Annotated in this window: 9 protein-coding genes and 1 tRNA gene; 5 read left to right on the top strand and 5 right to left on the bottom strand. The window is 55.0% G+C overall.

Features of this window, described 5'->3' with window-relative positions; all coding sequences use genetic code 11:
• Positions 1–45: 45 nt before the first annotated feature.
• From JAO32_RS17480 to JAO32_RS17470, 3 genes are all read right to left on the bottom strand, one after another.
• The gene (locus JAO32_RS17480; protein WP_334242772.1) at positions 46–1,758 is read right to left on the bottom strand and encodes a glycosyltransferase family 39 protein; all 1,713 of its coding nucleotides are present in this window, start codon (positions 1,756–1,758) and stop codon (positions 46–48) included.
• A gap of 377 nt (positions 1,759–2,135) precedes the next feature.
• The gene (locus JAO32_RS17475) at positions 2,136–2,828 is read right to left on the bottom strand and encodes a response regulator transcription factor (RefSeq protein WP_334242770.1); all 693 of its coding nucleotides are present in this window, start codon (positions 2,826–2,828) and stop codon (positions 2,136–2,138) included.
• Between the two features lie 2 nt (positions 2,829–2,830).
• A complete protein-coding gene (locus JAO32_RS17470) occupies positions 2,831–4,267 on the bottom strand; it encodes an ATP-binding protein (protein WP_334242768.1) in 1,437 nt (478 codons plus the stop codon).
• Positions 4,268–4,461: 194 nt separating this feature from the next.
• Between JAO32_RS17470 and JAO32_RS17465 the strand changes: the two genes are divergently transcribed.
• Positions 4,462–7,815, top strand: a complete 3,354-nt coding sequence (locus JAO32_RS17465; protein ID WP_334242766.1) for a TonB-dependent receptor — start codon at positions 4,462–4,464, stop codon at positions 7,813–7,815.
• A 351-nt stretch (positions 7,816–8,166) separates the two neighbouring features.
• Here JAO32_RS17465 and JAO32_RS17460 read toward each other — a convergent pair.
• A tRNA-Ser gene (locus tag JAO32_RS17460) sits at positions 8,167–8,256 on the bottom strand.
• A 97-nt stretch (positions 8,257–8,353) separates the two neighbouring features.
• Between JAO32_RS17460 and JAO32_RS17455 the strand changes: the two genes are divergently transcribed.
• Positions 8,354–9,622, top strand: coding sequence for an ABC transporter permease (locus JAO32_RS17455; RefSeq protein WP_334242764.1), 1,269 nt, complete (start codon positions 8,354–8,356; stop codon positions 9,620–9,622).
• 29 nt (positions 9,623–9,651) lie between these two features.
• Here the strand turns inward: JAO32_RS17455 and JAO32_RS17450 are convergent, their stop codons facing one another.
• Positions 9,652–9,894 carry a hypothetical protein gene (locus tag JAO32_RS17450; protein WP_334242763.1) on the bottom strand — a complete coding sequence of 81 codons (243 nt, stop codon included), beginning with the start codon at positions 9,892–9,894 and terminating at the stop codon, positions 9,652–9,654.
• A gap of 163 nt (positions 9,895–10,057) precedes the next feature.
• Between JAO32_RS17450 and JAO32_RS17445 the strand changes: the two genes are divergently transcribed.
• Genes JAO32_RS17445 through JAO32_RS17435 form a run of 3 tightly spaced genes read left to right on the top strand, consistent with a single transcriptional unit; the run spans position 10,058 to position 12,897 of the window.
• Positions 10,058–10,969 carry a bifunctional 5,10-methylenetetrahydrofolate dehydrogenase/5,10-methenyltetrahydrofolate cyclohydrolase gene (locus tag JAO32_RS17445; protein WP_334242761.1) on the top strand — a complete coding sequence of 304 codons (912 nt, stop codon included), beginning with the start codon at positions 10,058–10,060 and terminating at the stop codon, positions 10,967–10,969.
• Between the two features lie 5 nt (positions 10,970–10,974).
• Positions 10,975–11,643 carry a dephospho-CoA kinase gene (coaE, locus tag JAO32_RS17440; RefSeq protein ID WP_334242760.1) on the top strand — a complete coding sequence of 223 codons (669 nt, stop codon included), beginning with the start codon at positions 10,975–10,977 and terminating at the stop codon, positions 11,641–11,643.
• A 54-nt stretch (positions 11,644–11,697) separates the two neighbouring features.
• Positions 11,698–12,897, top strand: a complete 1,200-nt coding sequence (locus JAO32_RS17435; protein ID WP_334242758.1) for a S1C family serine protease — start codon at positions 11,698–11,700, stop codon at positions 12,895–12,897.
• The last annotated feature ends 50 nt before the right edge of the window (positions 12,898–12,947 follow it).

The following is a 12,947-nucleotide window of genomic DNA, read 5'->3' as shown; positions in this document are numbered from 1 at the left end:
TAGCGCAGGGAGGAAATCCCAGCTTTTCGAGGGATGCCAGAGCACTTATCTGTTCGAGATGTCTGGAACAAAACGAACCGCAACCATCGTGTTGCCGAATCCCGGTCCGAGTGGTCTTACTGCCACATGCTCTGCAGCGAATGCTTCGCTGGTCCAATTCCATTGGTTATTGGGAATCGTGAAGAAAACGTGTTCGCCTGGCTGGCCAATCAGGGCTTCGTAGGGAAGGATCCGATAACCAGTGAAAGCGGCCATGTGAACAGCGTTGAGCGAGATGGTGTCATGGTGATTCCAACGCAGCTCCTGATCAAATGAGTAGACGAGTGCCATCCTTGATCGGAGATAAGGATCAGGCTCGTAATACGATGCGTAATCGAACTTGCCGAGGTCCTGAAAGTAGAGCAGCTGAGTTGGGCTTGCAAGAAGCGCATGCTTAATCTCTTCCGACAACATTAAGGAAGCCATCTTGCTCTGCGTCGCTTTGCGCTCGCTCAGAATTCGCGCGACCCCGGACACTCCGAGCAGCACGAGCACCGAAGCTAAAACAAGGTTGCCGAACCGTTTGTTGGTCAGCATTGGCGCGAGGCTGAGCGCCACTAAAGCGGATACTCCAACCAGCGCGCAAGCAACGTAGCGGAGTTCAATCACGTGCACCACGAACCGCGCCAACAGATAGCCGAAAATCGGCAATGCCGCGAGCGCGACTAGAAGGACGAACTCAGCACGCTCCTTCTCGTAGGCCCCCTCTTGCCACTGCCGAAACAAACTCCAGAAGATGCCGAGCGAGGCGAGAGCGAAGATGCCGAGAACGGCGTATTGAGCTAGTTTGGGAAACTGCGTGTAGTCCAAAATCAGTGCGCGGTATCCCTGCGGAATGACCCTAAAGCTTACAGCATTCAGGATCGAATAGTGGGTACGGAACTTGCCTGCTGCCTGCGTAAATGGAAGTGTGAAGACGATACCTGCTATACCGACTGCGATAGCCCCAACGACGGGAAGGTCCAGCCGCTTGCGCTCCAAAGAGCGAAAGAGCTCAGCCAGGCAGAGGGGTACAAGGAGAAGGACAGCATAGTAGTGGGTATTCAGTGCAACGGCGATAGCCACTGCGAGCGCTATGAGCAAACCGGTTCGATTACGATCCTTTCGAATCGCCGACTGCCAAGTCACCAGGATGATGCCGCACAGGCCAAACAGCATGCCGTAGGGGCGCCCCTGCACGGCATAAAAGAGACCGTCGACGCACCCGGCAAAGGCCAGAGAGAAGATCGCCACGCGCTCGTTGGAGATCCGTCGTACATAGACGAAGAGGCAAGCCTGCATCGTCAGGTAACCGATGAGAGAAGGCAGACGAAGCGCGAGCGGTCCAGCCCCCAAGACGCTTATCGAAAGATGGGCAACGAAGTGATAGACAAGCGGATCAAGAGCGAGCGGCGTAAAACGCTGGATATGAAAAATCTCTGCAAAGTTCATCACATCTGTCTGCAATGTGTAGAACTCGTCCAGCGCAAACATCCTGAAATGTGACCAGATGAGCGACACGACGAACGTCAGCAGTAGTGCAGCGATCGCTGGCAACGGCAAGCCGAGGACATTACGGCTGCGCGAAGCAGGTTCCATGAAGCGCTGCCCGGTATTGGATGGCCTCATGCGCAGGTTGCCTTGACAGGTGAGAGATTGAACCAACTCATCACGGTAGCTTATACCACATCGAACAATGCACCACCTACGAAGTCTTTCTGGACTATCAAGGTGGACCAAGGACAAAGGTGCATGGATCAGTGCGAACAATCTTGGACGGGCCGATGGCGGGCGGGCGGGACTCTTATTGCCGCGGTAGTGTGAACCAAATCAATGATTTGTGGTGTTGATTCCGGGCTGGATACCCTCGAATGTACCCCGTGTAATATTTTCTCAATTTTGGGATAGTGCAGGTGAGCCTTTCTTGCACATCGTCCTATGATGCTGAAGATTTTAGAAGGTCATTGCCGTTCCAACAGTGCGGTTGGAGCACAGTATGTAAGAACTGAAGACTTCGTTAGCAACAGTCGGAGAGTTTGCAAATGCTGGATCGGCTTGACACCGCGTCTCGTAGCTTGCGGTACTCGCGGTTGGTTCGTTTTCGTATCAGGCAAGATTCAGTCGCGAAATCGATAACCGATATAGCTATCTGTGATGATGTATGTGGGATTGGCTGAATCGTCTTCGATTTTCTTGCGAAGCTGATTTACGAGAGTGCGGAGATACTCGCGCTCTTCTCCATATTCGGGTCCCCAGATCGATGACAGTAGCCGGTGGTGAGAGATAGGTCGACCGGCGTTCGCCATGAGTTGGTGCAGGAAAGCAAATTCTTTCGGCGTCAGGTGAACTTCTGCTCCCTTCTTCTCGACGCGATGCCGTAACACATCCAGTTGAATATCGCCAACTGCAAGCAGATGGGAACTAAGTGAATTCGTATTCTTCGCACGCCGGATAGCGGATCGGAGCCGTGCAGTAAGTTCGCGGATCTGGAAGGGCTTGGTGACGTAGTCGTCGGCTCCGAGGTCGAGCGCGCGAACCTTGTCATCTTCATCATCGCGGACCGTCAACATGATGATGGGAAGTGCGGGGAAGGTTTGAGAGACCTTCTTGCAGGTCTCCATGCCTCCCATACCCGGCATATTGATATCGAGGAGGACTGCATCGTATTCTGCCATCGCCAAACGTGACAGTGCCTCTTCTCCGCTTCTTGCTTCCCCTATCGCAAAGCCGAGCGCTCCGAGTGTCTCAAAGAGACTCTGGCGGATTCCGTCATCGTCCTCGACGATAAGTACCTTGTCTTTGGTTCGCATTTCTAAAGGCCTTTCTGTGGGAATGCAAGGAAGAATGTCGTGCCGACATTCTGATCGCTCGTAACCCAGACGCGTCCTTGATGGGCTTCGACGATCTGCCGAACCACAGACAAACCAATGCCCGTCCCGGAAGCTTTATGCGCCATCTCTGGAGAGCGATAGAAGCGCTTGAAGATCTTTGTCCGTTCTTCAACAGCAATGAATGAGCCTTGATTGAACACACTGACCACCGACTCTTCTTTTTCCACCCATACTTGAACGTCGATCGACGTTTCAGCACTACCGTACTTCGCGGCATTGTCCAATAACTGCATGAGAGCCATCTTCACGAGATGTTTATCCGCGAAGGCGCGCGTCGGGCGGTCAGACAGCGTTAGTTGGATATTTGGAATCGCGAGGTGTTCTCTGGATTCCGCGACGCTCTCGTGTGCCAATTCCGCTAAATCCATATCGTGCTGCTTTAACTTCAACGCCGCGCTATCAAATTTGGCAGTACGTAGAAGTTGTGTGGTGATTTCGTTCAAGTGTGTAACTTGCCGATCGATCAGAGAGACGAGGCGCATCTCGGCTGGGGGCAGTGTATTCATTTCAAGCAGCCCGGAGCTTGATGTTTGGATCGCCGTGAGCGGTGTTTTGTAAGCGTGTGCCAATGCGTCAAGAACTGCGGCACGCAGTTGTTCACTCTGTCGTTCCGCTTCAGCACTGCTTGCAGTCTTAAAGGATCGGGCACGTTCCATTGCGATCGACACGAGCGATGCGGCTGCATTGATGGATGCTGCATCTGCGGTGTGCCCCTCGATCAGAAACGAGCCAATCGACCGTGTACCTGAGCGTAAGACTCTTCGCGATCGTGCCTGTTCCCACTCGTCAGCGTTGCTCGCTGAAAGGAGAGTGGCTCGGAGTTCTTCTTCTGAGAATTTCGAATAACCGTTCTTCGACAACCGCAGGTCGTAAGCGTTCCAGATAGCGACGCTTTTCGCCGCAAGAGCCTGGTGCAGGTGGATGACGAGCTTCTCTTCGATCGCCCACTGAAAGTCAAGCAGAAGAATGTTCTGACTTAGTTCGTAAAGCCTCTGCAACTGCTTCTGGTGCGTCTCCGCTTCCTTCGCGTGCCGGTTTACCTGCGCTGAGAGTCGGCTGACAAGCACTGCAACACTTTCGAAAGTACCCAGAGCCAGCCAGTCATGTGAGTCCGATATGTAAAAGTGAAACAACGGCTCGGTAAAGAAGTAATCGAGGCAAGCAACGGAAACCAGAGAGGTCATGCTCGCTTCCAGGAACCCCCAGCGCAGGGCGATCACTGCGATGAGGAAAAGATGGAGCGATGTAGCAGCAGACAGGTTGAAGTGAAATCGATACGCACCCAATGTAAGCAGTGAGGATGCGGCAATTCCGAAACTCAGCCTGACGATACTGCGACGAACTGCAATGCTCGACATTGCTCTCCAAGACCTATGGAGAAGTGTATGACGCAACCCATAAGAAATTCATAAGTGTCGCGATTATGCCTGTTTTATGAGTTGCACGATTCACTGAAGAGGCCAGTCGATCAGGCTGGCGTTTGAGGTGAACAACAATGAAGTTCGTACGCATTTGTCCTACTTTTCGTGAGGCCGACAACCATTCAGGAAGAGTGTCAAAGTATCTGTGCTTTTCTCTTGCGGTCGCTGCCACGTTGACATTCACTCCTTGCATGTCGTTTGGGCAATCCACTTTCGGCAGCATACGGGGTACAGTTCAGGACGGTTCGGGAGCAGTCATTCCGGGTGCAAAGGTTGTTATCCATTCGCTCGATGAGAATTTCGATCGTCAGGTGACATCGACTGACTCAGGTGAATTCTTCGTTGAGAATCTGAAGGCAGGACATTACAAGCTGATTATTCGCCACGATGGGTTTGCGGACAGTGTCGTTAACGCAGCTGCCCTCGAGGCGCGACAGGAGTTGCGCGTCCCGGTAAAGATGAGCGTGGCATCAGATGCTACTGTCGTCGAAGTCATCGCCGGCCAGGATCAGTTGAATACCGAGAACGGAACGATCGGTGACTCCAAAGAAAACCAGTTGATGACGCAGCTACCGCTGAACAACCGCGCCACGACGACAAGTCCGCTCGGTTCGCTCTCGCTATCGCCTAACGTGCAACAAGATAGTTCCGGCAACATCGCCGTAGGCGGCGCAAGCTCGTCTATGGTGAACTTTTCGGTCGACGGCATTTCAACTGCGAATGTGCGTCAGAACGGCGCACTGCAAGATGCTTATCCATCGCAGGAGGGAATCGCGGCCGTCAAGATTACGGCCTTTAACAACAGTGCAGAGTTCTCTCAGGTTGGTGATGTGACCTTCACAACGAAGAGCGGAGCCAATCAGTATCACGGCAGTCTTTTCGAGTATCTGCAGAACGACGCTCTCGATGCCAGCCCTTATGGCTTTAGCGGCAAGGCTCCAAAACGATTCAACACCTTTGGAGGATCACTCAGTGGTCCTTTGGGTATTCCTCATTTTTACAAGGGCGATGGAAAAACGTTCTTCTTCGCGGATTATGAGGGCAACCGTCGCAGAACTGCCGTTGCACAACAGTTTCTGGTGCCAACACAAGCACAGCGGAATGGAGATCTGAGCGGACTTCCGGATGCCAACGGAAATCCTGGCCCAGTGATTGACCCCAGCAAAATCTCCGCAACTGCAAAGGCACTTCTCGCTTATTACCCTTTGCCGAATGTGTCCGGCCAGTCGAACTATAACTATGAGAACTTCCAGGCCACTCCGGCGACAACCGATGGTGCGGATATTCGTATCGATCGGACCATCACGGACAAACAATCGGCGTACGCGCGATTCAGCCGTAAAAACATTCGCCAGGACGTTGCGAATCCTTTGCTGCCAAACGATACGGACCTGATTCACAATCGCAGCCTGCTCGCCTCCTACACCTACGCCATTACGCCGAAGTTGCTGAACGAGTTTCGCTTTGGCTTCACGAATGTGACGACTGAAGTTAGTTTTCCCATTCAAGGGGCAACGGCGCTTCAGAGCCTCGACCTCACTGGCGTGAACATCAGCCAGCATCCCACATCGCACGCTTTCCCAACTTTCAATTTTTCATCGGGGACAGGCTTCACGGCAATCGGTCGGGACAAGACAGGTGTGACTCAGTCCAGGACAATGCAGTTCACGGACAACGTGACTTCCACATGGGGACGTCATACTGTGAAGGCTGGTTTGGATGCTCGCCGTGTGCGCTACTTCGACATCGAGACCTTTCAGCCATCCGATGACTTCGGCCTCTTCACTTTCCAGCCGACATTTACCGGCAATGCTTTTGGAGATCTGTTGGAAGGCGCTCCCACTACTCTCTTCTTCGCTGTTTCAAGCCCAGACGTGGGTGGAACAGCATGGCAATATAGTGTGTTCACGCAAGACGAGATGCAGCTTACAAGCAAGCTGACTGTCAACTATGGTCTGCGCTGGCAAGTGCTGCCGGGATTTCATGAGGACGGTGGCAATCTCGCGAACTTCGATCAGAACACGAACTCGATCGTGGTTCCTGACGAACTGTCGTCGTATCTACAGGCGAACAATCTGCAGACATCGAATCTGGCATTCCAGCAGTCTTTCAATGCTTGCAATTTGGGATATCAAGCTTTGCCGTGCACGAACTACGTAACCGCAAGCCAGGCGCATCTACCTCAGAGTCTGCGCCATACCTATAAGGGCAACTTCCAACCACGTGTTTCATTGGCTTACCGGCCGTTTGACGATACCAAGACCGTCGTCCGTGCTGGATTTGGCATCTTCACCATGACGAATCTGGGGCCACTCTCATTCAATAACAGCGGCAATCCAACGTCTGCCCTGCACACATATTCCAATTCGATGACGACTGCTGGTACGCCGCTGATCCAGTTCCCCAATACGGCGCCTCCGTCTGCCGGTGTTCAGTATGGTGGAGGTGGTTTGGATCAGGGTGTTGATCCTAACTATCGTGATCCGCAATCTGAGCAGTGGAACCTTACGCTGGAGCGCCAACTTAGTACGAACGATTCAATTCGTGTGAGTTACGTGGGGATGCACACTTACCGGCTCAGCATTACAGAAGATTTGAATCAGATTCCGGCAAGCACAACGCCCTATCAAACCACGGCGGCAAGTCCTTACGTTGATCCACGTGCACCGTATGAAAACTGGCTCACGCTTTACAGCACGTTCAATGCTGGGGTCGCGAATTACCAGGCACTGGAGATCAACGGAACACACCGCATGGCGCACGGCCTGTTCTTCGACGCAAATTACACACTGGCTAAGAACCTTGCCGACAACCAGGGGGATACTCCCACTGCGTTTGCCGGAGAGGTTAATTATGGCGTCCCCATTGCAGATCGCTTCCACATTCACAATAACTACGGCAACGTAGAAGGAACACGTCGCAACCGGTTTCTGCTCAGCGGTATCTACCAACTGCCTGCAGGACGAGGTCGAGCGTTCCTCAATGGAGGAGGGTGGAAGGAGATGCTGCTCGGTGGTTGGGATCTGAACACTGTCACGCTTCTGGAGACTGGACCGTGGATGACACCCAGCATCAGCACCTCCTATGACGAATCCAATACCAACGTCGTCAATCGGGGCGCTTATCTCCGTCCTGATGTGATCTCAAAACACCTTTATGGTGGATCGCAAGCTCACTACTTTAATCAAGCTGCATTTCAAGCCACTCCCACAGAAGCGGGACGGTTCGGTAATGCTGGTGTCGGTATTTTGCAGGGCCCAGGAACGGCTGCGGTTTCATTGGGGCTGGCGAAGAATTTCGCTCTCACGGAAAAGGCGAGGCTGCGTTTCGAGTCCACCTTCACCAACGTACTGAATCACACGAACTTCGCACCGCCTGCAACGCAGATCGATAATACTTCGACCTTCGGCGTTCTCAGCGCTCCCCAGACTGCCGAGAACGCGGGCAATCGAACGGGGCAGTTGGCGCTTCGCATCGACTTTTAGTCGCTACTGCAATGCTTCTGCAAAGGGAGTCGGACTTCCAATCCGGCTCCCTGGATTTGCACGATCACAAATCCAGGAATAGTTCCCAATTGGCCTCGGCTCCATCCAGGCACTTCTCCGCATCAGCGTGCACGGCTTGTACTTCGCTTGAGAGTTTCATCGCAAAGCGCAGACCTTTCTCTGCAATGCGGCTCCATCCAGCGGGACGATGGCCAGCGGCTCAGAGAGATTCTCAACCTGCATGGGACAGTCGAAGAGAAAGGCGCGATCGATTGCCTTGTAATGTCGCTTCATCGCAATCATCGCAGCAACGAGCGCTGGAATAAGAATCGCTGTGATCCAGGCGGTGGATGGCGGAGAGGGAGGGATTCGAACCCCCGTTCGGCTTTCACCGAAAGCTGTTTTCAAGACAGCCTGTTTCAACCACTCACACACCTCTCCGCGGGTGGGGTTGTTCCTGCTTCAATCGTAGCAGGAACCTTGGGTTGCATCGTGTTTTGTGGCTCGAACGTCCAATAGCAGGGAGTAGCATGGAAGTATGCCGGTATCTGCCAGCCAGACTTCGTTCGAGAGTACGCTTCGTTCTGCGAAGACTTCGCTGATGTTCCGCGAAACGATGCACCTTGCCCTGGACAGCTTCCGGGCTAGCAAGGTGCGTTTCCTGCTGACCATGCTCGGCATGATCATCGGGTCGGCTTCGATTGTGCTGGTGGTAACCGTCGGCATGACGGGACGGCAGTATGCGCTGGATACGTTGTCAAGCATTGGCCCCAACATGGTGGAGATGCAGTACAACGGTGGCGCCACGGTGGGCGCGGATGGCGCCTCCACCCCGGATTACATGACCAAGGAAGACGAGGCTGCGGCGCTGGCACAGGTGCCGGGCATTGCGCAGAGCTCGCCCATGCTGGAAGTGCATGCGCCGATCTCGATTGGCGAAGGAAAAACGCGCGATGTGATGCTGCTGGGCGTTTCGCCCCGGTATAAAGATGTGCGCAATCTGGGCGTGTTGAGCGGCAGGTTTTTCGATGATCAGGACACCATCGCGCATGAGAAGGTGGGCATGATCGTGGAACCCTTGGCGAAGGTCCTCTTTGGCTCCGATGATGCAGCCGTTGGCAAAGTTCTGAACCTGAGCGGTATTCCCATCACGATTGTGGGTGTTTTTAAGCAGCGTGTGGATACCTTTGGACAGTCCGAGATCAGTGACGACACACTGCTGCTGCCTTATCCGGTGGCGCGATACATGACGGGTACGGATACGGTGAAGGAAATTTTCTTCACCATGAAGGACCCGGCAGATGTGCCGCGGGGCGCGGAGAGGATTCTGGATCTGATTCAGTCTCGACACCGCAAGGGCAGCAAATACACTGCGTTTACGATGGTGGCCATTCTGGACACCATGAAGAAGGTCGCGGATTCGTTAACGTACGTGTTGACGGCGGCTGCGTTCATTACGCTGGTGGTTTCCGGCGTGGGCATTATGAACAGCATGCTGGCGAATGTGACGGCGCGCTATCGCGAGATTGGTATTCGGAAGGCGCTGGGCGCAACGCGTCGTGAAATCCGTCTTCAGTTTCTGACGGAGGCGGTTTTCCTGTCGCTGAGCGGCGGCGTAGTGGGAACGCTGTTGGGGTTGGCTCTGCCGGTTACAGTGAACCTGCTGACGCCGGTGCACATTCCGATGTCGGGATTGTCGGCCGTGGTGGCGCTGTTGACCAGCGTGCTGGTGGGAGTGGTCTTTGGCACAGTGCCTGCGAATCGCGCAGCGTCACTGGACCCGGTGGAGATGCTCAAGTACGAGTAGCGCCCTCCTGTACTTCTCAGGCGGCAAAATTACATGTGTCGTGCGAGCTGTTCCAGTTCGCGCTGCATGTTTTCAAGGGAAAGACTCGTCGCGTCAAGATGGCTGGCAATGTAGCGTGCGCCTTCGGTGGAGACGCCATAGCCGCGCGCGGCGAGAAAGCTGGCGATCAGTTCGGCGGCCTGCCAGTTATCCAGACCGGAACTGAGCAGTTCATTGCGCAGGTCGGCAACGTCGTCCTGCGAGAACTTGCCATCATTGGGGGATATTTCCATCCAGATGCTCCTTCCGCGCCGGTTCTCCCGGGATTTTGAAAGTTTAGACGTGAGGCACGTAGGAGGGTTGCGCCTCCCCGCACATTCTTATGGGTTTCTGATGTTATTTTGCGAAGCCACATAAAAGCATGCTGATACGGGTTCACGATATCCTCAAAGAGACATGAGCACACGCATTCTGGACGGAACCGCCATTGCCGCGGAGATCAAAGCTGAGTTGAAGTCGCAGGTGGAAGCGTTGGGATACACGCCGGGATTGACGGTGATCCTGATCGGCGAAGATCCCGCATCTGCCATTTACGTTCGCAACAAGGTAAAAGCCTGTGAGGAACTGGGGATTCGCAGCGTGGAACTGCGACCGGAACCGACGATCACCACGGAAGAGTTGCTGGCAATGATTGGCGAGCTGAACGAGGATGACAGCGTGGACGGCATTCTGGTGCAGTTGCCGCTGCCGAAGCACGTGGACACCAAGAAGGTGCTGGATGCCGTTGCCCCCGAGAAGGATGTGGATGGTTTTCATCCCGTCAATGTGGGCCGCCTAAGCACCGGGCAGGATTGCCTGACGCCGTGCACGCCGACAGGTGTGATTGAGATTTTGAAGCGCAGCGGCATCGCCACCGAAGGCGCGGAGGCTGTTGTCATTGGCCGCAGCGACATAGTGGGCAAGCCGGTGGCGATGATGCTGACTGCGGCGAATGCCACGGTGACCATCTGTCACGGGCGCACGAAGAATCTCGCGGAACATACGCGTCGTGCGGACATCCTGGTGGTTGCCATTGGTAAGGCAGGATTTGTGACTGCTGACATGGTGAAGCCGGGAGCTGTGCTGATCGATGTGGGCATCAACCGCGTGAGCGATGCGGCTGAAGTGAACCGCTTCTTTGGCGATGATGCGAAGCGCATGGAGACGTTTGCGAAGCGGGGTTCGGTGGTGATGGGCGATATCGCACCGCAGGCGTTTTCTGTTTCGTCGGCTTATACGCCCGTTCCGGGGGGGGTCGGCGCGCTGACGATCGCTATGTTGATGCACAACACGGTGAAGGCTGCGAAGCTGCGGCGGGCCGCGAAGTAATCGAGATGTTGCGCGTCGCGCTGACGGGCGGTGTGGGGAGCGGTAAGAGTACCGCTGCGGCCATGCTGCGCGAGTGCGGCGCGTATCTTTCTCAGTCAGATGAGATTGGCCGCGCGCTGATGCAGCCAGGCGGAGCTGCGTTTGGGGCGATTGTGCAACAGTTTGGCACAGGTGTGGTGAAGGCGGATGGATCGCTGGATCGTGCTGCGCTGGCGCGAATTTCCTTTGATGACGGCCGTGTTGAGGAACTGAACAGCATTGTTCATCCGTTAGTGATTGCGGAGCAGGCACGCTGGGCCGCAGAGATTGCAGCTAAGGACCCGCTGGCGGTGGCGGTTGTGGAGTCGGCGCTGGTGTTTGAGACAAAACATGTGGCCAGCGCTGAGGATGCTACTCCGTGGCGCACGCGCTTTGATCGCATTGTGGTGGTGACTGCACCTGAGGAGCAGCGGCGGTGGCGCTACATTCAGCGTGTTTCCGGGTTGGATAAAGCAGCGGCTGCAGCGGACTTTGATCGTCGTAATGCTGCGCAGTGGACCGATGAACGCAAGGCCGCCATGGCGGACTATGTGATTGCCAACGATGATTCTCTGGAAGAGCTTCGCGACGAAGTGCAAACGCTTTGGGAGATCCTGAAGAGGGAATCCGCAGAGCGCGCCGGGGAAGCGATGTAGTGGCGCAGATACACTGTAAGTGCCTGTCTTTGGTGCGCTCCGGAGGGCGCCTGGATGAAGTTGCGTAGAGTTCTGTTGGTTGTTTTGTTGGTATTTGGTTTTTATCTGCTGACGCAGCATCTGTGGCCCACGGGTACGGTCGCCGCGTTGATGGAGCGTTATGCGCCGTCGATGAACGGTAGCCGGATGGAGCATCTGAGCGGGCCGCTGGGTGCGTTTGATCTGAACGTGGCGAACGCGCAGCCTGCGTATGACGCGGAAGAACAAAACAACATTGCCGTGTACAAGCGTGTGACGCCGAGTGTGGTGAATATCACCAGCACCACGATTGCGCTCGACTTCTTCTATGGCGCGGTGCCACAGCAGGGCCAGGGGTCTGGCTTCATCCTGGACAAGCAGGGACACATCCTGACGAACAACCACGTGATTGGCGAGAACTATCAGCGCGTGGAAGTTCAGCTTGCAGACAAGCACAAGTACAAGGCGCAGGTAGTGACGGTGGACAAAGCGCATGACCTTGCGCTGTTGCAGATCAACGCGCCAAACCTGCAGCCGGTGGAGCTTGCGGATTCGCGCAATCTGCAGGTGGGGCAGAAGGTTTTTGCCATCGGCAATCCGTTTGGCTTGTCTGGCACCATGACGCGCGGCATCATCTCCGCTATCCGCAGCGTGCGCGGGCCGAACGGCAATGCGATCGATAACGCGATCCAGACGGATGCCGCGATTAACCCCGGTAACAGCGGTGGTCCGTTGATGAATTCGCGTGGGCAGGTGATCGGTATCAACACGATGATTGCCAGCAACAACGGTGCGGACCAGAGCGCGGGCATTGGCTTTGCAATTCCGATCAATACGGCGCGCGCTGTGTTGGATGACTTCTCAAAGTATGGGCATGTTCGTCGTCCGTCGTTGGCGATTACGCCGCTGGAGATCGGGCCGGATCTGGCCGACCAGATTGGCTTGCCGGCGGATTACGGTGTGCTGATTCAGCGTGTGTTGCCGGGTGGTGCTGCGGAGCGTGCCGGCTTGAAGGGCGGAACACAGCGTGCTGCGCTTGGCAATACTCCGGTGATGCTGGGTGGCGATTTCATCGTGGCAATTGATGGCGAAGAAATCACTAACGTGCAGGACATTTCCAGCGTGATGAACTCACACAAAACTGGCGATGTTGTGACGGTTACGGCCTTCCGCGGACGCCGCAGGATGGATGTGAAGGTGACGCTGGGCGAAGCGTCGAATGACCGGCAGATTTAGGGCGCGTCTCTTAACAACATAAATATCGACGAAGGGCATGGCTTACGCCA

The organism is Terriglobus sp. ADX1 (assembly GCF_036877645.1).
In the GTDB taxonomy this organism is placed as follows: domain Bacteria; phylum Acidobacteriota; class Terriglobia; order Terriglobales; family Acidobacteriaceae; genus Terriglobus.
This window is presented reverse-complemented; position numbering and strand designations above follow the sequence as displayed.